Here is a 23449-nt window from a genome sequence, read left to right as displayed (position 1 = left end):
GCGATGTCTGATTTAACCGCCGCGAGTCTCGGCGACCCGCTGGTGCACAGCTCGCTGCTGGCCGACTTTGTCAGCGGCCTAGTTGAGGGCGCCATCTATGCCGGCATCTACGCCGGCGCCACCGCGCTGATCTCCTCCGGGCTCGGCGCGCCGGTCGGTTTCGCCCTAGTCGCCGGCGCCATGGTGTCCGGCATTCCGGAGAAAATCGGCACCGCCGCCGGCGCGCTGGTGGATACGCTGATCGGCACCGGCCCGCCCGACGCCTTTATCACCAGCGGCTCCGACAACGTCCATATGAACGGCAAACCGGCGGCCCGCGCCGCCGGCACCGTCGACCACGATTTTCTCAACAGTCCCGACGTTGGCGCTGAAGAAGGCCCGGATCTTATCGACAGCGCCCTGGCGGTGGCCGGCGGCATCATCTCCAGCGTGATGCATCCCGGCCCGCTGATCGACAAGATCGCCAGCATCGACGGCGAATCGGTGAAAAACTGGCTCGGCGACGTCTGGGACGACATCACCCAGCCCACCGTCGAGAGCGCCAGCCCGTACGCCACCCCGGCCAACAAAGACACCGTCGCCTGCACCAAGGGCCATATGGCGGAGAACGTCAACTTCCTGGCCGAAGGTTCGAAGAAGGTGCTGATCAACGGCCACCCAGCCGCGCGCAACGGCGACCGCAGCACCTGTGAAGCCAAGATCGAGGTGGCGGACAACCCGCGCGTACGCATTGGCGGCGACGGCATCGTGGTGCGCGATATCCGCAGCGGTAAAAACGCGCTGGCCTACTTTGCCGGCGGCCTGATCGGCGGCCTGGGCAAGCAGGGCCTGGCGCTCGGCCAGTCGCTGTTCCGCCGCGTAATGCCCCGTCTGGCGCTGAAGGATGCCGGCTGCGCTCTGGCCGCCGTGGCCGCCGCCGATCTGGCGGGCAACGCCGCCGGCGCTGCCGTGGGTACAACGCTGGTGGCCGCCACCCAGACCGGCCACCCGGTGCATATCCCCACCGGCGCCAAAATCCTCGCCGGCGAGGAAGAGCTTGACTTCACCCTCCCCGACCGCATCCCGCTTTACTGGCAGCGCCTGTACAACAGCCGCAACCGCGCCGCCGGCCTGCTCGGCGTCGGCTGGATGCTGCCGTTCGAAACCCGCCTGCTGCGCATGCTGGACGACAACGGCCAGCCGCAGTTTATCCTGCGCGACGCCTCCGGCCGCGAGACCGGCCTCGGCAACATCACCCCCGGCGACGTCATTCGCTTTACCGAGGACGGCTTTACCCTCTACTGCTCGCTGCAGGGCGTGATGCTGCTGCAGACCGCCGAGGGCGAACACCAGCTGTACGAGCCGGACCCGGCCCGCGTCGGCGAATGGCGCATCGCGCGCATTTATGACCGCCACGAGAACTGCCACCACTTCGCCTGGAACAGCGCCGGCCAGTTGGTCACCATCTCCAGCGACAACCAGGCGCTGGACGTCGAGCTCAGCTACGACGCGCGCCACGGCCGTCTGCTTGCGGTGCATCAGCACGTCGGACAGGAAAAACGCCTGCTGGTGCAGTATGACTACAACCCGCAGGGGCAGCTGATTGCGGTGCGCGACGCCGACGCCATCGTCACCCGCCGTTACGGCTGGGACGACGCCAGCGGCCTGCTGGCCTGGCACAGCTACGCCACCGATCTGCGCGTCAGCTACCGCTGGCAGCGCGCGGCGGACGGCGACCACTGGCGCGTCAGCGAGTATCTGGTGCTGGACGCGCAGCTGCAGTGTCTGGAGCACTGGCTGCTGGAGGCGGACGAAGCCGCACGCCGCGCCAGCGTCACCTGCCTGTCCGGCGGCACCACCGAACACCGCTGGGACAGCCTGCTGCGCATTACCGACTATACCGACAGCTACGGCGCCCGCTGGCGCTTCCGCTGGGCCGCCCTGCGCGAGAACCTCAGCGCCGTCATCACCCCCGACGACCAGCGCTGGGAGCTGGGCTATGACGAGCGCGGCAACCTGATACTGGTGCGCGACCCGCTCGGCAACACCACCCAGACCACCTGGCACACCGCCTGGGCGCTGCCGTTAAAAGAGGTGCTGCCCGACGGCGCCTGCTGGCAATATCGCTACAACCCGTTCGGCGACGTGGTGGAGATGACCGACCCGCTCGGCAACGTCAGCCGCTTTACCTGGAACGACCAGGGCGACCTGCTGACCCGCACCGACCCGCTCGGCAATACCCAGCAGTTCTGGTGGAACGCCCTCGGCCAGCTGACCCGCGACGAAGACTGCTCCGGCCACCAGAGCCGCCGCGAGTATGACGACGCCGGCAATCTGCTCCGCACCTGCGATGCCGAAGGCAACGCCACCCGCTATCGCTGGAGCGCCGCCGGACGTCTGCAGGCGCTGGTGCGTCCCGACGGCCGGGAAACCCGCTACGACTACGACCACGCCGGTCTGCCCTGCCGCGAGAACATCGACGCCTTCTCCGAACGCCGCGTCGAGCGCAACGTGCGCGGCCAGATAACCTGCGCCGTCGACCCGGCCGGCATCGAGACACGCTATCAGTACGACCGCTTCGGCCGTCTTACCGCGCTGGTCAACCCCAACAACGAGCGCTGGCAGTTTGACTACGACGCCGGCCACCGCCTGCTGGCCCAGAGCGACTTTGCCGGCCGTCGCAGGCAGTACCGTTACAACCCGCTGGGACAGGTCAGCGCCATAACCGAGTACCCGCTGGCGCAGGACGGCGACGCGGCGCAGCCGCTCCACACCCGTCTGAGCTATGACGCGCTGGGCCGCCTGACCGCCAAAGAGACCGCCGACAGCCGCACCGAATACCACTACCAGGCGCGAACGCTGGAAGTACGGCGTACCCCGCTGGCGCTGTGGCAGCAGGCGCAGGCGCGCGGCGAGCAGCCCGACTGGCCGGAGACCCTGCGCTTCAGCCGCGACGCCGCCGGCAACCTGTGCGCCGAAGAGAACCACAGCGGCCGCTGGCAGCACAGCCATGACCCGCTCGGCAACCTGAGCGCCACCCACATGCCCGACGGCAGCACCCTCTCCCAGCTGCGCTACGGCAGTGGCCACCTGCTGCAGACCGCACTGCAGACCGCCGGCCAGCGGCTCGATATCGCCGGCTGGCAGCGCGACAAGCTGCACCGGGAAGTGACCTGCACCCTCGGCGAAGTCACCCAGGAGACCCGTTACGACAGCGTCGGACGCATCACCCTGCGCCGCGCCAGCAGCGAACGCAGCCACCCGCTGGTGTTCGAACGCCGCTACCAGTGGGACCGTCAGGACCTGGTGGTGCAGCAGAAGCTGATTGAGAACGACAACCTCACCGACGGGCCGCAGTTCCAGCAGCGCCGCTTCGGCTATGACGCCCGCGGGCAGCTGACCCACAGTATCCTGCCGCAGCGTGAGGAACGTTTTTACTACGACCCCGCCGGCAACCGCAGCGACGGCCCGGCCGTCACCGTCTGGCGCAACCTGCTCCAGCGCCTGAACGGCCACCGCTGGGGCTATGACGGCTTCGGCCGGCTCAGCTGGCGCCGCGACGGCAACACCGGCGTCGAGCAGCGTTTTCAGTACGACGCCGAGCACCGCCTGACCGCCGTCACCTTCGACGGCGACAGCCGCTACCAGCGTGCCGAATACCGTTACGACGCGCTCGGGCGCCGTACCCGGAAAACCCTCTACCCGCACCACGGCGAGCCGCAGACCACCCTGTTCCACTGGAACGGCCTGCAGATGGTGGGCGAGCACAGTCCCGACCAGCCACAGCGCAGCACCCAGTATCTGTACAAGGAAGACAGCTACGAGCCGCTGGCCCGCGTCGACCACCACGGCGACAGCAGCGAGGTGTACTGGTACCACAGCGAGCTCAACGGCCTGCCGGAGCGCATGACCGACGTGCAGGGTAAAGTCGTCTGGCACGGCCGCTTCTCCGCCTGGGGCGCCACCGACAGCGAAAGCGGCACCCTCGCCACACAGCAGAACCTGCGCTATCAGGGCCAGTACCTGGACAGGGAAACCGGGCTTCACTACAATCTGTTCCGCTACTACGATCCGAACTGCGGCAGGTTTACCCAGTCAGATCCGATCGGGCTGGCGGGCGGGGAGAATACCTACGCGTATACCCCGGATCCGATTAGCTGGGTGGATCCGTTGGGGTTGAGTGGATGTTCAACCACCCTTGGCAAAAATATGATGGCAAAGATGGGATTACCCCGATCTACGTCATGGAAAGGATATCAAGCGCACCACATTATTCCTAAGGAACTGGCTAATCACCCCGCATTAAAAAAAATAGGCTATTATATTGATGATGCTAAAAACGGTATATTCTTGAGAAAAAAAGATGAGGCGACAAGTGCAATGGCAAGGCACCAAGGGAATCATAGTGGTTACACTAAATCTGTAGAAGGCGCTCTTGATAAAATCGATTTAAATCAGTCAAAAGATATTATTAGTCAACAAGTGGCCGAGATCCAAAATATAGCTAGAAAAGGACTACAAAATGGATACCCTATACGTCCTCTCGATATGGATGTTTCCGGTGGCAGCCTTGGCAACGCAAAGGTGAATTTATTATGGGTGAAAATATTTAATACTGGAGGTTGGTGATGGGGAGTTATTTTGTGGAAGAACCATTGGAGTTATTATTTTCCAATGAAATTTTCAGTGGGATATCAGAGAGAATAAATGCACCTTATATTTTAGTCAGTAATTTAAACGACGCCTTTAGAATAGCATTTGACCAAAACCCTCCTGCAGGATTTAAAATATGGAAGGATGTGGTAGAAAACCACAGGAAAGAAATGAGAAATGACAGTAAGTTTTCTGAAGCAGACGAGTTCGTGTCAAAGTTCTTAGAAGAACATCATGACAAACATAAAAAAAACACATTAACCTATAGGAAAATGAAAATAAAAAAAACAAACACAGCATATGATGACTTTATATTCTCAGATGCTCGAGAAGATGCTATTTTTGCTTTAGGTACGGTATCAATCAGCAGATATTTAGGAGAAAAAAGCGAATTAATGGACTGGATCTTTGAAATATATAAAAAGGGCGGATGGGTTTGCGGCATGAAAAATAAAAAATTAGCAGTATTTAATCCTGACATACTAAAATAGGAGGGTGATATCATTAATTTTTATAACGCTCCCATATTACTATTAAATAGCATAAGTAATAAAATGCGGGGGCGCTATTTTTATAACAACGGTGGGAGTTTTACACCCTCTCTTATATTAATCAACCACACCTACTTTACCTAAAGTTAGTACATCACCAATAGCGAATAAAATTCAAGTTAAGTACGACCGCTTCGGCCGTCTCACCGCGCTGGTCAACCCCAACAACGAGCGCTGGCAGTTTGACTACGACGCCGGCCACCGCCTGCTGGCCCAGAGCGACTTTGCCGGCCGCCGCAGGCAGTACCGTTACAACCCGCTGGGACAGGTCAGCGCCATAACCGAGTACCCGCTGGCGCAGGACGGCGACGCGGCGCAGCCGCTCCACACCCGTCTGAGCTATGACGCGCTGGGCCGCCTGACCGCCAAAGAGACCGCCGACAGCCGCACCGAATACCACTACCAGGCGCGAACGCTGGAAGTACGGCGTACCCCGCTGGCGCTGTGGCAGCAGGCGCAGGCGCGCGGCGAGCAGCCCGACTGGCCGGAGACCCTGCGCTTCAGCCGCGACGCCGCCGGCAACCTGTGCGCCGAAGAGAACCACAGCGGCCGCTGGCAGCACAGCCATGACCCGCTCGGCAACCTGAGCGCCACCCACATGCCCGACGGCAGCACCCTCTCCCAGCTGCGCTACGGCAGTGGCCACCTGCTGCAGACCGCACTGCAGACCGCCGGCCAGCGGCTCGATATCGCCGGCTGGCAGCGCGACAAGCTGCACCGGGAAGTGACCTGCACCCTCGGCGAAGTCACCCAGGAGACCCGTTACGACAGCGTCGGACGCATCACCCTGCGCCGCGCCAGCAGCGAACGCAGCCACCCGCTGGTGTTCGAACGCCGCTACCAGTGGGACCGTCAGGACCTGGTGGTGCAGCAGAAGCTGATTGAGAACGACAACCTCACCGACGGGCCGCAGTTCCAGCAGCGCCGCTTCGGCTATGACGCCCGCGGGCAGCTGACCCACAGTATCCTGCCGCAGCGTGAGGAACGTTTTTACTACGACCCCGCCGGCAACCGCAGCGACGGCCCGGCCGTCACCGTCTGGCGCAACCTGCTCCAGCGCCTGAACGGCCACCGCTGGGGCTATGACGGCTTCGGCCGGCTCAGCTGGCGCCGCGACGGCAACACCGGCGTCGAGCAGCGTTTTCAGTACGACGCCGAGCACCGCCTGACCGCCGTCACTTTCGACGGCGACAGCCGCCATCAGCGCGCCGAATACCGTTACGACGCGCTGGGGCGCCGTACCCGGAAAACCCTCTACCCGCACCACGGCGAGCCGCAGACCACCCTGTTCCACTGGAACGGCCTGCAGATGGTCGGCGAGCACAGTCCCGACCAGCCGCTGCGCAGCACCCAGTATCTGTACAAGGAAGACAGCTACGAGCCGCTGGCCCGCGTCGACCGCCACGGCGACAGCAGTGAAATTTACTGGTACCACAGCGAACTCAACGGCCTGCCGGAGCGCATGACCGACGCACAGGGCAAGGTGGTCTGGCACGGCCGCTTCTCCGCCTGGGGCTCCACCGACGCCGAGAGCGGCACCCTCGCCACGGCGCAGAATCTGCGCTATCAGGGCCAGTACCTGGACAGGGAAACCGGGCTTCACTACAATCTGTTCCGCTACTACGATCCGAACTGCGGTAGGTTTACCCAGTCAGATCCGATCGGACTGGCGGGCGGGGAGAATACCTACGCGTATACCCCGAATCCGATTAGCTGGGTGGATCCGTTGGGGTTGGCAGGATGTGCTCCCAAAATTAATGCTAAACATGTTTTTCATGGTGAAATAAACCGAAGAGGAAATGCCGTAGGTTTCCACCATGAAGCAAGTATAGGCCATCAGGGTAAAGCAAGGATCACGCAAACTACTAACACTCCTAATGCTCAGGGTGTTTATCAAGGAAAAGTAGAAATATTTAATTCAGCTACAGGGCAATGGATACAAAAAGGGCCACAATCGTCGTTCTTCCCAAAATCATGGAATAGAGCTCAGGTAATGAATGAAATTCGAGGCGCTTATAACAACGGAACAGTATTACCCAATGGAAAATGGTCAGGCTTATCTCCAAGTGGTGTAAAAATAGAGGGGTGGCTGACTCCCTCCGGAAATATAAATACAGCTTACCCAATATATTAACAGTGGAGGCATCATGAGATTTTTTATTGATAATCAAGGATATCCATCTTTAGATATAGATTATGAGCATCATGTATTGGCTGATTTCTTATCTGGAGATATACAACGTAGTTTGTTTGGTGTGAATGAGTATATTGCAGCTTGTAATAAAGTTGCTTCAGGGGCAGTGGAAACATGGTCAGGAACAGGAAATGCTCATACCGTTACTATAAAAAGTGATGGTGTGAATATTTTCAATGAGTATTCTGAAGAAGAGTTAAATATAAAATCCATTGAGGAATTCAGAAAATATCTTGAAAACTGGAAAAAATTGCTTATAAGCAATGGATCAACAGAATAACTTTCAGCAGAAAAGTTCCCATTGGAACTTTTCTGCTATTTTATTTTTTGGTAGTAGATGGGAGGGAGTATCACCAAGCGGTGTGAAAATTGGTGGTTATTTAAGAAGCTGATTGAGAATGACAACCTCACCGACGGGCCGCAGTTCCAGCAGCGCCGCTTCGGCTATGACGCTCGCGGACAGCTGACCCACAGCATTCTGCCGCAGCGCGAGGAGCGTTTTTACTACGACCCCGCCGGCAACCGCAGTGACGGCCCGGCTACTACCGTCTGGCGCAACCTGCTGCAGCGCCTGAACGGCCACCGCTGGGGCTATGACGGCTTCGGCCGCCTCAGCTGGCGTCGCGACGGCAGCACCGGCGTCGAGCAGCGTTTTCAGTACGACGCCGAACACCGCCTGACCGCCGTCACCTTCGACGGCGACAGCCGCCATCAGCGCGCCGAATACCGTTACGATGCGCTGGGACGCCGCACCCGGAAAACCCTTTACCCGCACCACGGCGAGCCGCAGACCACCCTGTTCCACTGGAACGGCCTGCAGATGGTCGGCGAGCACAGTCCCGACCAGCCGCAGCGCAGCACCCAGTATCTGTACAAGGAAGACAGCTACGAGCCACTGGCCCGCGTCGACCGCCACGGCGACAGCAGCGAGGTGTACTGGTACCACAGCGAGCTCAACGGCCTGCCGGAGCGCATGACCGACGCGCAGGGTAAAGTCGTCTGGCACGGCCGCTTCTCCGTCTGGGGCGCCACCGACGCCGAGAGCGGCACCCTCGCCACGGCGCAAAACCTGCGCTATCAGGGCCAGTATCTGGACAGAGACAAATCAGCCAACGGCTGATTTGAACAGCGCTTCAGCGCTGGCCCCGAAGGGGCGAGCCTCATGTATGAGGCGAGTATTCCGGGCTTCACTACAATCTGTTCCGCTACTACGATCCGAACTGCGGCAGGTTTACCCAGTCAGATCCGATCGGGCTGGCGGGCGGGGTGAATACCTATGCGTATACCCCAGATCCGATTAGCTGGGTGGATCCGTTGGGGTTGAGTCCTTGTGGCTCCGCAAAAAGTCAAATACAACACTTTGAAGCAGTGCACGGTGATTTAGGTATCCATGGATTACGGCGTCATGGTGCGGGAACTACGCTTGAGCAGCAACATTATAGAGCTACCACTGGATACACACCGGATGCCGTAGCTGGACGTCCCGTCGATTCAACAAGGTTCTTAACCCATGAAGATCACCATCTTGCCATTCAAAAAGCACTTGAGGTTTACGATCCCAAAATTCACACAAATGGCAAAGTCGATTTTCAAATGCAAAATATAGTTGCTGAGGGATATAAAGTTGGAGGCCAAGAATACTTTAAGACCTCTATGGTTAGAGCTAGTTTCAATCGTCACACAGGAAAGATGTATAGTATATTTGGCATTGCCGATTAAATACCGAGGTTAATATGAAGAAAAAAATCAACGACAAATATGTTTCCATGATCTGGCAAACATTATCTGAGGATCCAAGCATTAGCAATTCAATTCTCAATTTAAATATGAATAACCCGGAAGTCATATCTACAATTGTGAATGAAAGAATCTTTCCTGGCGTTAATTCCTTCCCGGAGTTCATTAAAGATAGAATAAAAAACAGCTTGAAATATGCAATTAACGTCTACGATGAAAAAAAACTAACACGTTTATATGAATCAGCAATACCAGAAATAGACTTACCCACAAACATTAGTGTTAAGGAGTTTTACATCACCATATGGAAATCTTTATATAACAACAGTGATTACTTAATTGAAAACGACTCAGAATACAAAGAAATAGACTTCTCTGAGCTATATTCAAAATAATAACGGAATGAGATGAATAACCAAACTCTTGAACATTCAAAATATTACATAGCATCAGATTAATCAAACCACACACCACTGATACCAGTGTAATCTTTCATCTCTAAATTTAAATATAACCGGAGGTACTCTTGATAGGTCTTCCGGTTTTTTAATAGTGCGTTGAACTCATCACAAAGGTGATGGCATTACTCTCGATATTGTGCTTACGTTACCCTCGGAAAGAATATAAACAAACCTTTGGTCACATTAACGATGTCATTAATTTAAAAAAACAAGATATCTATACTATAAGTCTAACCTCAGCAAGCACCAATAGGGCTGAGTCACTAAAAGGGTTTCCAACAAAAAAAGGATATGATAGGGATGAATTCCCTATGGCTATGTTTGAAGAGGGAGGAAAAGGTGCTAGCATACGGTATACTGACCCTAGCGATAACCGCGGAGCAGGTTCCTCTATAGCAAATGCCTTGAAGCCATTCCCTGATGGCTCCAAGGTTAAAATAACATTTGAATAATCAAGGTAATTGTGATGAACGTGAAAAACATCCTAATAAGTTTATCATCACATAATGAAAAACTAAAAAAAATGATAATTAACCTCCCCACAAACAGTACTAAAACAGAAAAAAAGACGCTAGAAACACTGACAAAAGTGGCTTTTTTCGCATATACAAACGACGATATAGATACCTCCATGGAGATATGTGATGAACTATCAAAAATAAAATTCAATAATGATTACGAGTATTGGACCTGGATAGAGTACTCTTTAGCGTTAAGAGCTGAGCTAGCAATTAAAAAACAATTAGTAAGCAAAAAGCAAGAGTCCATAAAAAAAATAAAAGAAGCTTTAAACTCTGGTGAGGGTCTACATAAGAAAATAAGATTAAATGTTCACGACAGATTTATGAGCGGTGAAGGTGTAACGCTTGATGAAATAGAAAAAAACATTACCCCGCCTATTGAGCTTAGTTATCGACTAATTCACTTAATGAAGCTAATTAAAATAAAAGTACTTGGCGGATCCTCTTTGTTTACAGCCGAAAAACTAACACTTGAAGTAAAAAACAACTTAGATAGAATGAGAGAGCTATTAACAGATGATGAAGATATTCTGAAATCCTCACTCAAGATATAAAAAATAACCGGATGAACTCTTATTGAGTCTTCCGGTTTTTTAATATCATTTATGGGCACCCACAGGTATGACACCTAACACCGCCTGACCGCCGTCACCTTCGACGGCGACAGCCGCTACCAGCGCGCCGAATACCGTTACGACGCGCTCGGGCGCCGCACCCGGAAAACCCTCTACCCGCACCACGGCGAGCCGCAGACCACCCTGTTCCACTGGAACGGCCTGTAGATGGTGGGCGAGCACAGTCCCGACCAGCCGCAGCGCAGCACCCAGTATCTGTACAAGGAAGACAGCTACGAGCCGCTGGCCCGCGTCGACCGCCACGGCGACAGCAGCGAGGTGTACTGGTACCACAGCGAACTCAACGGCCTGCCGGAGCGCAGGGTAAGATCACCTGATTGAAAATAATAATTGCTTAAGAGATACTTGAAAGAAATCAATAATGAGAAACGCACAGTGTCCAATATAATTTCACTTGCAGAAGGTCGACGCACGTTTGGGGCAAACAGCGAATTGTATAATAATGCACGTCCTGATTATCCGCAGCGTGTCTATGAGGTCTTGCGTGAACATGGTGCAGTCCAGGAAGAGACCAGAGTTTTTGAAATTGGAGCGGGGACAGGGCAGGCAACAGAGCCTTTGCTTGCCTTGGGCTGCAAAATTACCGCTATAGAGCCGGACTCACGGCTTGCTGCCACCTTGGGGAAACGGTTGAATCACTATGGTTCGTCTTTAACCGTCATGCAGTACCCATTCGAAGACAGTTTACTGCCTTCTGCTTCGTTTGATCTAGGCATTGCCGCCATGGCTTTTCACTGGCTCCAGCCGGATACAGCACTTACCAGAGTGTTCAGATTGTTGCGGCCAGGAGGATGGTGGGCTATGTGGTGGACTGTTTTTGGTGATCCGGCCGACATGGATCCATTCCAGCGCCATACTCAGGCGCTTTTCCATCCATTGAGCCTGAGCCCCTCCCATGCGGCCGGATCAAGTCAACCATTCGCGCTCGATAAAGACCTACGGATGGCTGAGTTGCGATCGGCAGGTTTCAAGAATGTTGTATATGAAGAAATCAGGTGGTCCCCAACACTGACAACCAAGCAAATTGTAGCGCTAACAGCTACGTTCTCCCCGGTAGCCCTTTTACCTGAAGAAGAACGAACCCGGTTCCTGAGTGAGATCGGACGCATTGCGGATGAGGAATTCGGGGGGTTGTGCAACGGAACTTTGTCACGGCAATTTACCTCGCCCGTAAGCCAGAATGAAATAAAAGGGGGTAACATGGTAGCTTTCATGAGCAACGATCGCTATCTGAAAGGATTTACCGGAAATGAATATCGATACCCAGAGATTGCTCGGCCATCGAAAACCTGCAATGACGAGTAAGTATAATAACGACCGCGGCCTTGAGTGGAACAAGTTTTCACTATAAAAATTTAAATTTGTAAGGTCGCAGCCTTGTGTGAGCTGCGACCGTTTTACACTACTCACTCAATATTATCTTTAAAATATGTTCGCATTGTTTCCCGGCTGGCAAAGTCCTCCCCGTGGATACATTCCACCTTCAGTGAGTGAAAGAAGCTTTCCGCACAGGCATTGTCGTAACAACAGCCTTTAGCGCTCATACTGCCCTGCAGATTATGCCGTTTCAGTAAGCTCTGGTAATCCGTTGAACAGTACTGACCACCTCGGTCTGTGTGCACGATGACATTTTCCGGGCGTTTACGCCGCCATAACGCCATCTGCAGTGCATCGCAGGCAAGCTGTGCCGTCATCCGTGAGGACATCGACCAGCCAATGACTGACCGCGACCACAGGTCAATCACCACCGCCAGATACAGCCAGCCTTCACCGGTGCGCAGATACGTGATGTCACCCACCCACTTCTGATTCGGGCCGCTGGCGTAAAAGTCCTGCTTCAACAGATTCTCGGATAGTGGCAGACCATGCTCACGGTAACTGACCGGGCTGAACCGGCGCGAGGCTTTCGCCCGCAGCCCCTGACGACGCAGACTGGCGGCAATAGTCTTGATGTTGTACTCCGGCAGTTCATCAGCAAGACGAGGCGCTCCATAACGCTGTTTTGCCTTGGCAAAGGTCTGTCGAACCGCAGCATCGCAGACAAGTCGGAACTGTTGACGCCGGTTTATCTGGTGACGACGCTGACGCCAGGCATACCAGCCACTGCGGGCGACGTGCAGTACCCGGCACATGGTTTTGATACTGAACTCAGCCTGATGCTTTTCGATAAAGACATACTTCATTTCAGGCGCCTGGCGAAGTATGTCGCGGCCTTTTGGAGAATGGCCAGCTCCTCGTCCCGTTCAGCCAGTTGGCGTTTGAGGCGGGCATTCTCAGCGGCGAGTTCGCTCTCACGTTCAGAGGACGTTGCCTGTTGCTGCCGCTTGCTACGCCAGGTGTAAATTTGCGACTCATAAAGGCTGAGTTCGCGGGCGGCTGCGGCCACACCAATGCGTTCAGCCAGTTTCAGGGCTTCGTCGCGGAATTCAGGTGTATGTTGCTTGCGTGGCTTTTTGGTGGTTGATGCTGGTTTTGTCATGTGAGTCACCTCTTGCTTGAGAGTTTACTCACTTAGTCGCGTGTCCACTATTGCTGAGTAAGATCACAGCGCTTCAGCGCTGGCCCCGAAGGGGCGAGACTCATTGATGAGGCGAGTATTCAGGGCTTCACTACAATCTGTTCCGCTACTACGGTCCGAACTGCTTACGAAGAAGATGACATTGCCGTCTATCCTGCAAAACAGTACCTATACTGGGAAAAATGGTTAAACTCCTATAACCCCACAATAGAAACACGGCCCTCTCCCCTATGACCTCCATCCCCCCACTGAGTAAAGAAGACATCGACGCCGTGCTGGACAGCGCTGCGGGCGTTACGCCGCCGCCGGGCGCCCAATGGCGATTTGACGATGTACCTCATGAGCCTCTGCTGCGCCATATTCAGGCCCTGAGCCACAGCCGGTTTATCTTTGTCTACGACTGGACGAATGAGTTTTCCCGCGGGGGCGATCCGCGTTTCACCTGCCGGCGCACGCTGGCGCAGGCCGACCTGACGCTGCTGCGCAAACTGATGACCGCCCATCTCCGCATGGATCGCTTCTGCGAAAATCACCTTGCCAGCCTTATCATCTGCGGATACTGGCAGGCCTGTCTGGATCGCCTGCAGGAATTGCGCCGGGCAATGTAACCCGCCGGCGCCCTGCCCCATCAGTTGCCGATCTCGGTGCGCACATCCAGCAACTCCGGGAAGAAGGTCAGCTCCAGCGCCCTTTTGAGGAAACTGACGCCGCTGGAGCCGCCGGTGCCGCTCTTAAAGCCGATAATCCTCTCCACCGTTTTCATATGCCGGAAGCGCCACAGGTGGAAACTCTCCTCAATATCCACCAGCTTCTCCGCCATTTCATAGGCTTCCCAGTAAGTCTGCGGATTGTCATAAATGATTTTAAACACCGGCAATAAATCGGGGTTGCGCTGGTAAGGCTGCGTCCAGTCCCGCTCCACGCAGGCCTGCGGCACCGGCAGCCCTTTGCGCGCCAGGTACAGCAGAAACTCATCGTACAGGCTCGGCGCGTCCAAAATCGCTTTCAACGCGGCGTATTTCCCCTCGTCGTTGCGGAACACCTCCAGCATCGCCGCATTCTTATTCCCCAGCAAAAACTCAATCGAACGGTACTGATGCGACTGAAAACCGGACGAATTGCCCAGCACATTGCGAAACTCGACGTACTCCGACGGGGTTAAGGTTTCCAGCACCGCCCACTGTTCGAACAGCAGACGCTGGATCTGCTTCACCCGCGCCAGGATCTTGAAGCAGTGGCTGAGTTTATCCTGTTGTACCAGCTGGCGCGCGCCCTGCAGCTCGTGCAGCATCAGCTTCATCCACAGTTCGGAGGTCTGATGCTGCACCACAAACAGCATTTCATCATGGTGCTGCGGGTTGGACAGCGGGTGCTGGCAGTCCAGCAGCTGGTCCAGGCACAGATAGTCGCCGTAGCTCATACGCTTGGAAAAATCGGTAACAACCGTGCTCTCTATTTCCCGTTGATTCATCTGTTCTCTCCGCGCAGTTTCAAATATGAAACAGGGTTCCGATTACTAAACTGAGAGAAAACAATAGCCCATACGTGCAACAACTGCTTAACAATAAACGAGAGTTACCTCGCAGAATGTACGCCAGCTACCGGCGTCCGGTGTTCACTTTTCTTGACGCTTTCGGCTACGCCGCCCGCTCCATACCCGCCGTGGCTCAAACCATCGGCGTTACGCGGGCAGCGCGCTTACAGGGGAAGCATGGTTTCATGCAGATGGCGCCATACCACCCGATTATCCGCCCCCAATTCAAACACCACGGTCGAAAAGCGCAGCGTCGCCTCCTGGCCCGGCAGTTGCTGCCGCTCCTGATAGGTCACGGTCGCCCCGGCGGCGCTCTCTGCAATCAGCTGCATGTTGTCAATTTCAATCTCCAGCCCCGGCCGCGCGCCGCACTGGGCGCGGAAAAATGTAGTCAGCGAGGGGAAATCAAGCAGTGCGCCGCCCGGCGTCACCATCGAATAATCCAGGCTGAAACGCGCCAATAAATCGTCACACATGGCCACCGGACTGTCGCCATCGCCAAGCCAGCGGCGAATCAGCGTATGGGCATCTAAAACTTCCTGAAAATAACGGTTCATCATTTCTCCTGATTAAGCATAAGAATAACGCTGCGATTGGCGATCCGCAGGCAGAGCAGAACGGGGATGACGGTGCTGACCGCCGCCAGGACAAAACATAGGTGGTAAGCCCGCGCTGCCGGCATACCGGTCATATTGAGTAATACGTTAAGCAATAAGCTGATTAGCGTGACGCCGAAACAGAAGCTGAGCTGGCGGTTAATGTTCCACAGCGCGCTGGCATCCGCCAGTTCAGTATCGTCTACCTGAATAAACGCCGAACTCTGCGCGGTGCTGCTGCACAGGCTGCCGCCAAACCCCATCAACGCGTAGGCGGAGGCCGCCAGCACCACGTCATCGCCGCTGCCAATCAGCGACAGTAAGCCGATACCGCTCCCCTGCACCAGACAGCCGATGATAAACAGCGGACGCGGCCCAAGCTGATTAAACGTTTTGCCCGTAAGGGAGATAGCGGCAAACGCGGCGATCGCCCACGGGAGCATCATCACCCCCACCAGCGTGGCGTGCATACCCAGCTGATTTTGCAGATACAGCATCGCAACCAGGCTGACGCCGGTAAAAATGCCGGGAATCAGCTGATAAATCAGCATCGCGGTTCGCAGCATCGGCTCCTGCATCAGGCGCAGGTTAAGCAGCGGCTGCGTTTTGCGTAATGAAGCGCGCACATAACCGCCCATCAGCGCCAGACCGGCAAGCAGTAGCATCGCCCCCACGCCCAGACGGCCAGACTCCCCCATGTTGGTCAGCCCTAACAGGATCAGGCTCAGCGCCAGGCAACCCGAGATAAGGCCGCTGAAGTCCAGCCGTTCGGCCGCGCCGGCCTCGGCGTCGGGCTTCAGCCAGCAGGCGGCGAGGATCAATGCGGCGAACGCCAGGGGCAGGCTGGCCAAAAATACCCAGCGCCAGCTAACGTTGTCGACCAGCGCCCCGCCGATAGCCGGAGAGAGCGCCGGCGCCATCAGCGCCACCAGCATCACGACGGCAGAGAGCCTGGCCCGCTCATGGCTGCGGTACAGGGCGTAGGTCATGGTCTGGCCGACCGGGATCAGCAGCCCCCCGCCCAGCCCCTGCAGCACGCGCCAGGCTATCAGCTGTCCAATATTGCCGGCGGCGGCTACGCCGCAGGTGCCGATAATGAAAACCCCCAGCGAGAGCATCAACAGGCGCTTTGATCCCATCCGTTTTGCCAGCCAGCTGCTCAGGGGAATAACCAGCGTCAGTCCCAGAATATAGCCGTTGCTCACCCACGCCAGCTGACTGACCGGCGCATCAAGCTGCCGACCGATATCCGGATAGGCAACGTTGGCGATAAACATGTTGACCAGATCGATAAAAAATCCCAGCAGATAGACGCTGGCGACACGCACCCGGTAATTCATAGGTTTTCCATAAAAAACAGCACAGTGCGCGTAGTATAAAATCATAAAAAAAAAGATAAATCGGCGCCTGGCGGTTACACTGTCAAAATTATTTTGACAATTATTCACCCACGCGAGGAAAACCCATGTTGAATATGCAGCGCCTGGAGATATTTGTGGCGGTGGTGGAAGCCGGCAGCTTTACCGGCGCGGCGCAGACGCTGGGGCTGACCAAGGCGGTGGTGAGTTTTAATATCAAGCAGCTGGAGGAAAAGCTGGGCGTCTCCCTGCTCACCCGCAGCACCCGGAAAGTTGCCGTCACGGATGCCGGCGAGCGTTTTTATCTGCGCTGTCTGCAGCTGCTGCAGGATGCGGAAAAAATTCTGGACGATGTGCGCAGCGACCATTGCGGCCTGCACGGCATACTGCGCATCACCACCACGCCGGAATATGGCGCCAACGTCGTGGTGCCCGCGCTCTCGGCGTTTGCCGCTCTGCATCCGCAGCTGCGCATTCAACACGTCTCCTCGTCAAAAAACGACGATCTGATCGCCGGGCGTTTTGACGTGGCGATACGCCTTGGCCAGCTGGCGGACTCGACGCACCATGCAAAACTGTTGGAGTGGTTTGATATTTTCCCTGTAGCCTCAACGGATTACTTGACGACGCATCATGACGGGACAATCGCGGACCTGCAGCAATTGCAAAACGCGCGCTGGATCGCCCATAGCCGTCTGGCCGCGCCGCTGAGCTGGCAGGTGGTGACGCCGGCCGGCGACAGCGTGCTGTTCCGGGCCAGCCCCCCTGCCACAATCATGGCAGACAGCGCGGCGGCACTGCTGGCGTTTGCCCGCAGCGGCGCGGGCGTAGCGTTACTGCCCGCCTGGCTGGTGCGGGAGGACATCGCCAGCGGCGCCTTAATCCGGCTGCTGCCCGACCACCGTTTTCCCAGACAGGGCATCTACGCCCTCTATCCCAATACCCGCCATGTCTCCGAGAAGGTGCGGGCGTTTATCGATTTTCTGCAACGCCGTATTGACGCTCCCGATGCCCCCCTTTAGCGCTGCGTTTGCAACGGTCGCCGGGCCGCAGGTAATTTCTGTACTAAACTAATTACATACCCCGCCAACAGCGGATGGATGCGTGGGACCGCTCTCTGCATTGGGTCAGAACCCCAAGGAGGCGCCATGAGCTACCAACATATCGTGATTGCCGTCGACCTTAACGGCGACAACCGGCAACTGTTAGCAAGAGGTGCGGCGCTGGCCGACGCCTGTGATGCCAAGCTGTCATTAATTCACGTCGATATTCACCACGCGCCCTACTACTCGGCGTTGGGCCTGCAGACCTACCACTACAGCGGCGAGGTGCCCGCCGAAGTCACCGCCAGCAAGCAGCTAGCCGCCATTGCCCAGCAATCGTCTTATCCGATACCTGATTCGATCGTCGTGTCGGGCGAACTGCTGCCGGAACTGAGAAAAGAAATCGACGCGCGCGGTATCGATCTGATTATTTTCGGCCACCATCACGACGTGTGGAGCAACCTGTTCTCCACTACGCGGCAGGCGATTAATCATCTCGACGTCGATGTCCTCGTTGTACCGTTAGTGACCAATCAGGAGGCCTTATGAGCAGCTACCAGCATATCGCCGTCGCCACCTCACTGCTGGATGAGGAACGCCTGCTTATCGACAAAGGCATCGCCCTCGCCTCGGCGCTCGGGGCGAAGCTGTCGCTGATTTATGTCGATGAGCATCACGCCTCTTACTATTCGGAACTGGGCCGCCCGGTGGCGAACTTCTCCGAAACCCAGTTTGAGGAGAAGATCAGAACGGAGATGCAGCCGCTGCTGCAGGCCGCCTCCTATCCGATCGCGGAAGTTATTATCAGACGCGGCGAGCTGGCTTATGAGCTGAAATACGCCGCCGCAGAAAAAGGCATCGATCTGTTTATCTTCGGCCACCATCAGGATCTCTGGGGCAACCTGTTCTCTTCCGCCAGAAACGCCATTAATACCCTGCATACGGATATTCTGGTGGTTCCCATCAGGAAATAACCGCGCGCCGCGCCGGTGCATCGCCGGCGCGCCTTTCTCCGCACTTGCTATACTTCTCACACCTCACACCGTCACCCCTGGCCGCTCTCTGCAGAAAGGATCGATCGTCCATGCAACAGGCGCACCGTAACATTCTGTCCGTCATTTTTTCCGTGTCGGTCTTCAGCCTGACCTACGGGCTCAGCGCACCGCTTATCGCGCTGCAGCTGGCGGATAACGCCTATGGCGAGACCACTATCGGGCTTAACGCCGCCATGCACGCCCTTGGGGTATTCGCCGTCGCCCCGTTCCTGCCGCGGCTGTTCCGCCGCTTCAGCCCGCTGGCGCTGATGTGCGCCTCGCTCAGCGCCATCGCGCTGCTGTTTCTGCTGTTTCCCTGGCTGCCGCTGCCGGCATGGTTTGTGTTGCGCTTCGGGCTGGGCATATTTACCGAAATCATTATGGTGCTGACCGAAACCTGGCTGAATGACGCCACCGTCGAGCAGGCCAGAGGGAAAACCATGGCGCTGTATACCGCCGGGATGTCGCTGGGGTTCGCTTCCGGTCCGCTGATCCTGACGATGATGGGCAGCGACAGTGCCGGGCCGTTTGTGGTTGGCGCGCTGATCGCCCTGGCCGCCGTGCCATTGATCGCCAGAGCCGGTATGGTGCGGCAGCCAGGCGAGGAGCTGACGCCGATCGGGCTGCGGCAGAGCCTGCAGCTGGCCCTGCTGGCGATCGTCGCCACCGCGCTCAACGCCGCGATTGAAGTGGCGGGAATGAATTTTCTGTCACTGTACGCCATCAGCCTGGGGTGGAGTGAATCACGGGCGACGCTGCTGATCTCGGTGCTGATGTTTGGCGCCATCGTACTGCAGCTGCCGCTGGGCTGGCTGGCGGACAAGGTGGATCGCCGCCGCCTGATGACGCTGCTGGCGGCAATTTCAGCCCTCGGTGCGCTGGTGTGGCCGCTGCTGCTGACCACGCCGCTGCTGGCCTACTGCCTGCTGTTTGTCTGGGGCGGGGTCTTTGTCGGCATCTATACCGTCGCCATCACCTGGGTAGGTTCACGGTTTCGCGGCGCGCAGCTGGCGGGCATCTATGCCGCCATGTCGGTCGCCTGGGGCGCCGGCGCCCTGCTCGGCCCGCTGCTGGGAGGCGCAGCGATGGAAGCCGCTACCCATGGTTTGCCGTATATGACCGCGCTGCTGTGCGCGCTGTTTACCGTGCTGTCGCTCAGCCGCCGGACGGCATCACGTTGAGCGCCCGCGGCGGATCGCCCGGGAAAACTCGCCGTCAATCAGCGCGCCGGGCGGACGCTGCAACCGGCTGCGACGCCTTAGATCGGCAAACGGCAGCCGGCTGTCCAGCAGCCCCATGCGGTAACAGTAACGGTCGGCAAAGCCGCTGAGCAGCAGCCGCCAGTCATACTTGACCGCCGGCGATACCGCCCGGCCGTGACGCAGAATATTGGTGGTGCAGTTATTGCACAGTGTGTGATACCACTCCGGCTGTGCATTCACCTGCTCAATACGCAGCAGGTAATCACGCAGCAGCAGCCGACGTTGCTCGGCCGTCAGCGTTAATCCATACAGCCAGACCCGTTCGTGGCGCACATCGCTGCGCACGCCGATCAGATCGCGCTCGTCGGCCACGACATAGATCACCGGGTAGTTGCGCCAAAATCCCCCCATGGCCGACCACGGCTGATCCTCCCTGCGACGGGTCTCAATCGAGATCGCCAGCCACTCCCCGTTACTAAAGCCAAAACTGAGGAATACGTGGGCAATGGCGTTGCCGCCCCAGTAAGAAAGCACCAGATCGGTGGCGTTCAGTTCACTCAGGCGAAAGCTGCGATCGTCCCACGCCGGCAGCGGTTCAGCAACGCTGCGGTAGCGAAAATTGCGTACGTTGCGAATCTGAAAGCGGTCATTATCCAGCCAGACCACGCCGGCCAGCCGGGCGTATTCCGCCAGCCAGGGCGCACCGTTCTCCACCGGGCGAAGCATCAGGAAGCGTCATCCTGACGCCGCCGGCGTCGCCATGACAGGCGCGCCGGATGCACAATGGCGTGCAGCGCCCGGGCATAGTCCAGCGCCAGGCCGGGCGTCCAGGCCATGGTGGTGGCGCGCTTGCGCAACTGGGCGGCAATCCACAGTTCGGGAATAAAAAACAGGCGTAAAAACGTCAGCCAGCCGCCGCGGGCAAAAACGCCGTCCAACGCCGCCTCCAGCCCGTAGGCCACGCTGCTGGAACAGTTACGCCAGGTCAGGTTGTACACCTCCGCCTGGCGATAGCTGGCCCAGTAGCGCCGCAGCCCTTCGGGATTAAAGTCGTGGAAGACAATCTTGCGGTCGGACTCACACCACGCCGCCGACTCGCTGGCGTAGCTCTGCTGGTACTGCCCGGCGACGTTGTTCTCCTGAATTGCCTTCAGGGTGTTGAAAAATTCCGACGGCGAGCGGTCGATATCCACCGCCGGATAGAGGCTGATATACAGTTCCGGCGGCATTTCCAGCGCCGCATGGCCGGTAGAAATCACGCCGTTGGCGTCAACCGCAGCAATATAGCGGTTAAACACCGGCCGGCGGATCGGTTTACTGGCTGCCGAGCCTTCCGGCGTCCAGATATGCACCACCAGCGAGCCGTCATAGGGCAACGGATCGGGTTCCTGCGGCGGCGCTGCCGTTTCCGGCAGCAGCCCGCCCGGCGCCAGCAAATTAAACACCGCCGCGCCGTCGCGCAGGCGGAATGCACGCCAGGCCAGCCGCAGGCACTGCAGGCCGCCGGCCATCATAATCGCGCCAAGAAACTGCGAAACTGTGCCATGATGGTGCGTCGGGTACGGGAAGAAAAGAAACAGCGCGAACAGCAGTTGCGCAACGCCGGCGGCAAACGCCCGCCGCCAGCCGTGATAGCGCACCACCCAGGCCGAGGCCATCACAAACAGCCCGGTAATAAAGAAGGCAAAACCAAAAATGACCGCCAGTAACAGATTACTGCTGTTACGCCCGGATAAAATCAGCAGCGCAACAAAACAAAAAATGCCGCCTTTAAAATAGAGCACCGCCTTTTGCGCACCGACGCCGCCAGGGGCCAGCATCAGCGTCGCCAGGCTCTCAATCAGCAGCAGAATGCCAAAGATATGCAGAGGGAAATAGCGAATGCCCTGCAAACCGTCAATAAATATGGAGACGCCCAACCCGCCCCACAACAGCCCGATTACCGCCAGCAGCGGGGCATTCCTTCTTACGAAATCAGCACCGGATAGCAACAAGGCAAGCTGTAACATATTTACGCCCCCTGCGGTGAGTGAATAGAGACTTTGCTGTGCGGCTCTTCGCTCCAGTAGCCGACAATCACCACGCCAGCAGGGCCGCGCAGGCCGAGCAAACGGTTTTCGCTGACCGCAATCCGGTTTGACGGCGGCAGCGCCAGATGGAAGCGGAAGGTTTCACTGTTGCCCCCCTGCTGCAACACCTGCTGCCAACGCTGCTGCATGGCGCTGCTGTCCTCTGCCGACAGCAGCGCAAACAATTGTTCAACATTGCTTATCGCGGCCAGTTGTTGGCTCAGCGGGGTATGGATGTTTTCATCCCACGTCAGCCGCCCGCTCTGCGGCTCCAGATGGTAGGCCGCCTTCCCCTGTCCGAAGCCGGCCATGCGTTCTTCCGCCTCTGACGCGGTTACCGCCGCACGCTTTTGCACGTAGACAAAACTCAGCAGCAGCGCCGTGGCGGAAAGGTAACACTGCGCCAACAGCAACGGTTCACCGTCGCGCAGCCCGGGGATAAAAAATGGGCCATAGCGCTGCCAGGAGTAGTAAATCACGATGATGCTGAAACACAGGAAAGCGAACGCGCCGAACCGGTTGCCGCTCATTACCGGAATCGCAATCATCAGCATCACCGGCAGGCAGGCCAGGGCAAACTGGAGCGCCGTTCCGTGCGTTCCGCCGACAGGCTGATGAAAAACGTACCAGGCGCTCAGGCACAACAGCAGCCACAGCACACCGCCGGATAGCAGCCGGCGCACGTTGAACGGCCCGGAACGCCAGAGCAACCCCATAAGAATGGTGGTCAGCAAAATGGTGCCGACCACATTGGACGCCCACCACATCCAGACAGTCTGCACAAAATCAATCTCGTGTCTTAACGCCAGCCAGCCGCCGCCCAGTACGCCGGAGATCACGCTGGTGCCCAGCGTCGCCAGCAGCCAGACGCCCACGCGGCGCAGCTGATCGCGCGCGGCGGCGAAATACCTGACGCACCATGCCACCGCCAGGTCGTTAGCCAGGGAAATCGCGGAGAGGGCCAGCGAGGTTTCCAGCGTATGCCGCAGCGCTACATCCAGCAGCACCCGGGTAAGGAACAGCGCCAGAAACAGCATCGGCCAATAGCCCCGGCCAAAAATCAGGAATGCGCTGACCGCTACCCCGGCAGGGAACCAGACGACGGCGACCCGGCTGACGGGCGCATCCATATACAAAGAGATATAGCCGGTAAGAAAATAGAGCGCGCACCAGAACAGTAAAGCCAGCAACGAGCGCCCGGACAGGTAAGACACGTCGTGCCTCCAAGAGCAAAATCAGCGTGACTTAAGAATAGTGCAGCGTGAAGTAAATGGAATGGCAGGAGCGAAATTTCAGCGTCAAAGCGGCGTTACGTGGGTTGACGGCAAACACTTAGGGTGGCGATTATCGTTTTCCGGAGCAGT

Annotated in this window: 22 protein-coding genes and 4 pseudogenes; 18 read left to right on the top strand and 8 right to left on the bottom strand. The window is 57.2% G+C overall.

The window, feature by feature from the left end; genetic code table 11:
- Nucleotides 1-3: 3 nt before the first annotated feature.
- Complete coding sequence (locus FO014_RS19140; RefSeq protein ID WP_160030661.1) at nt 4-4608, top strand: RHS repeat-associated core domain-containing protein; 4605 nt, start codon at nt 4-6, stop codon at nt 4606-4608.
- 14 nt (nt 4609-4622) lie between these two features.
- Nucleotides 4623-5123, top strand: coding sequence for a hypothetical protein (locus tag FO014_RS19135; protein ID WP_158684817.1), 501 nt, complete (start codon nt 4623-4625; stop codon nt 5121-5123).
- Between the two features lie 154 nt (nt 5124-5277).
- Here FO014_RS19135 and FO014_RS24050 read toward each other — a convergent pair whose 3' ends face one another.
- Nucleotides 5278-5751: a hypothetical protein gene (locus FO014_RS24050; RefSeq protein WP_246168001.1), complete on the bottom strand. Its 474-nt coding sequence runs from the start codon at nt 5749-5751 to the stop codon at nt 5278-5280.
- A 30-nt stretch (nt 5752-5781) separates the two neighbouring features.
- Here FO014_RS24050 and FO014_RS19125 point away from each other — a divergent pair, with 30 nt between their 5' ends.
- The 11 genes and pseudogenes from FO014_RS19125 to FO014_RS24020 all read left to right on the top strand — a co-directional run.
- Nucleotides 5782-7317 carry an RHS repeat-associated core domain-containing protein gene (locus FO014_RS19125; protein WP_160030660.1) on the top strand — a complete coding sequence of 512 codons (1536 nt, stop codon included), beginning with the start codon at nt 5782-5784 and terminating at the stop codon, nt 7315-7317.
- A gap of 13 nt (nt 7318-7330) precedes the next feature.
- Nucleotides 7331-7657 carry a YacL family protein gene (locus FO014_RS19120; RefSeq protein WP_160030659.1) on the top strand — a complete coding sequence of 109 codons (327 nt, stop codon included), beginning with the start codon at nt 7331-7333 and terminating at the stop codon, nt 7655-7657.
- Nucleotides 7658-7714: 57 nt separating this feature from the next.
- Nucleotides 7715-8497 (top strand): RHS repeat domain-containing protein, encoded by a 783-nt coding sequence (locus tag FO014_RS24045; RefSeq protein ID WP_246167999.1) that lies wholly within the window; start codon nt 7715-7717, stop codon nt 8495-8497.
- Between the two features lie 77 nt (nt 8498-8574).
- Nucleotides 8575-8640: pseudogene (locus FO014_RS24040) on the top strand (hypothetical protein); the annotation flags it as partial.
- A gap of 3 nt (nt 8641-8643) precedes the next feature.
- A complete protein-coding gene (locus FO014_RS24035) occupies nt 8644-9096 on the top strand; it encodes an RHS repeat-associated core domain-containing protein (RefSeq protein WP_246167998.1) in 453 nt (150 codons plus the stop codon).
- A gap of 14 nt (nt 9097-9110) precedes the next feature.
- On the top strand, nt 9111-9509 hold the full coding sequence (locus FO014_RS19110; RefSeq protein WP_160030658.1) for a hypothetical protein: 399 nt from the start codon (nt 9111-9113) through the stop codon (nt 9507-9509).
- A gap of 182 nt (nt 9510-9691) precedes the next feature.
- Nucleotides 9692-10027, top strand: coding sequence for a NucA/NucB deoxyribonuclease domain-containing protein (locus FO014_RS24180; RefSeq protein ID WP_160030657.1), 336 nt, complete (start codon nt 9692-9694; stop codon nt 10025-10027).
- Nucleotides 10028-10041: 14 nt separating this feature from the next.
- On the top strand, nt 10042-10650 hold the full coding sequence (locus FO014_RS19100) for a DUF6707 family protein (RefSeq protein ID WP_160030656.1): 609 nt from the start codon (nt 10042-10044) through the stop codon (nt 10648-10650).
- A 228-nt stretch (nt 10651-10878) separates the two neighbouring features.
- Nucleotides 10879-11052 carry a hypothetical protein gene (locus tag FO014_RS19095; protein WP_160030655.1) on the top strand — a complete coding sequence of 58 codons (174 nt, stop codon included), beginning with the start codon at nt 10879-10881 and terminating at the stop codon, nt 11050-11052.
- Nucleotides 11053-11106: 54 nt separating this feature from the next.
- Nucleotides 11107-11469: pseudogene (locus FO014_RS24025) on the top strand (class I SAM-dependent methyltransferase); the annotation flags it as partial.
- 467 nt (nt 11470-11936) lie between these two features.
- Nucleotides 11937-12082 (top strand): annotated as a pseudogene (locus tag FO014_RS24020) (integrase); the annotation flags it as partial.
- Between the two features lie 58 nt (nt 12083-12140).
- On the opposite strand, the pseudogene FO014_RS19085 reads toward FO014_RS24020, so the two are convergent.
- A pseudogene (locus FO014_RS19085) lies at nt 12141-13210 on the bottom strand (IS3 family transposase); the annotation flags it as partial.
- A 269-nt stretch (nt 13211-13479) separates the two neighbouring features.
- Between FO014_RS19085 and FO014_RS19080 the strand changes: the two are divergent.
- Nucleotides 13480-13857: a DUF6508 domain-containing protein gene (locus FO014_RS19080; RefSeq protein WP_160030652.1), complete on the top strand. Its 378-nt coding sequence runs from the start codon at nt 13480-13482 to the stop codon at nt 13855-13857.
- Nucleotides 13858-13877: 20 nt separating this feature from the next.
- Here the strand turns inward: FO014_RS19080 and kynA are convergent, their stop codons facing one another.
- From kynA to FO014_RS19065, 3 genes are all read right to left on the bottom strand, one after another.
- Nucleotides 13878-14720, bottom strand: coding sequence for a tryptophan 2,3-dioxygenase (gene kynA / locus FO014_RS19075; RefSeq protein ID WP_105231645.1), 843 nt, complete (start codon nt 14718-14720; stop codon nt 13878-13880).
- A 227-nt stretch (nt 14721-14947) separates the two neighbouring features.
- Entirely contained in the window at nt 14948-15340 is a 393-nt protein-coding gene (locus tag FO014_RS19070; protein WP_160031446.1) for a DUF4440 domain-containing protein, read from the bottom strand.
- The gene (locus FO014_RS19065; protein WP_160030651.1) at nt 15340-16719 is read right to left on the bottom strand and encodes an MFS transporter; all 1380 of its coding nucleotides are present in this window, start codon (nt 16717-16719) and stop codon (nt 15340-15342) included. The genes FO014_RS19070 and FO014_RS19065 overlap by 1 nt, the downstream gene beginning before the upstream one ends.
- Before the next feature lie 125 nt (nt 16720-16844).
- Here FO014_RS19065 and FO014_RS19060 point away from each other — a divergent pair, with 125 nt between their 5' ends.
- From FO014_RS19060 to FO014_RS19045, 4 genes are all read left to right on the top strand, one after another.
- The gene (locus FO014_RS19060; RefSeq protein WP_160030650.1) at nt 16845-17759 is read left to right on the top strand and encodes a LysR family transcriptional regulator; all 915 of its coding nucleotides are present in this window, start codon (nt 16845-16847) and stop codon (nt 17757-17759) included.
- A gap of 126 nt (nt 17760-17885) precedes the next feature.
- Nucleotides 17886-18329, top strand: coding sequence for a universal stress protein (locus FO014_RS19055; RefSeq protein ID WP_105231649.1), 444 nt, complete (start codon nt 17886-17888; stop codon nt 18327-18329).
- The gene (locus FO014_RS19050; RefSeq protein ID WP_105231650.1) at nt 18326-18754 is read left to right on the top strand and encodes a universal stress protein; all 429 of its coding nucleotides are present in this window, start codon (nt 18326-18328) and stop codon (nt 18752-18754) included. The genes FO014_RS19055 and FO014_RS19050 overlap by 4 nt, the downstream gene beginning before the upstream one ends.
- Before the next feature lie 110 nt (nt 18755-18864).
- The gene (locus FO014_RS19045) at nt 18865-19995 is read left to right on the top strand and encodes an MFS transporter (RefSeq protein ID WP_160030649.1); all 1131 of its coding nucleotides are present in this window, start codon (nt 18865-18867) and stop codon (nt 19993-19995) included.
- Here FO014_RS19045 and FO014_RS19040 read toward each other — a convergent pair.
- From FO014_RS19040 to FO014_RS19030, 3 genes are read right to left on the bottom strand one after another with little or no spacing between them, the layout of a single operon-like run.
- Nucleotides 19987-20742, bottom strand: a complete 756-nt coding sequence (locus FO014_RS19040; RefSeq protein WP_105231652.1) for an Lnb N-terminal periplasmic domain-containing protein — start codon at nt 20740-20742, stop codon at nt 19987-19989. The two genes, FO014_RS19045 and FO014_RS19040, sit on opposite strands and share 9 nt — an antisense overlap.
- Nucleotides 20742-22025 (bottom strand): MFS transporter, encoded by a 1284-nt coding sequence (locus FO014_RS19035; protein ID WP_105231653.1) that lies wholly within the window; start codon nt 22023-22025, stop codon nt 20742-20744. The genes FO014_RS19040 and FO014_RS19035 overlap by 1 nt, the downstream gene beginning before the upstream one ends.
- A 2-nt stretch (nt 22026-22027) precedes the next feature.
- Nucleotides 22028-23299 carry an MASE1 domain-containing protein gene (locus tag FO014_RS19030; protein ID WP_160030648.1) on the bottom strand — a complete coding sequence of 424 codons (1272 nt, stop codon included), beginning with the start codon at nt 23297-23299 and terminating at the stop codon, nt 22028-22030.
- Between the last annotated feature and the right edge of the window lie 150 nt (nt 23300-23449).

Source organism: Serratia rhizosphaerae, assembly GCF_009817885.1.
In the GTDB taxonomy this organism is placed as follows: Bacteria; Pseudomonadota; Gammaproteobacteria; order Enterobacterales; family Enterobacteriaceae; genus Serratia_B; species Serratia_B rhizosphaerae.
The sequence above is the reverse complement of the archived record's forward strand: the minus strand, read 5'-3'. Positions and strand labels throughout refer to the sequence as shown.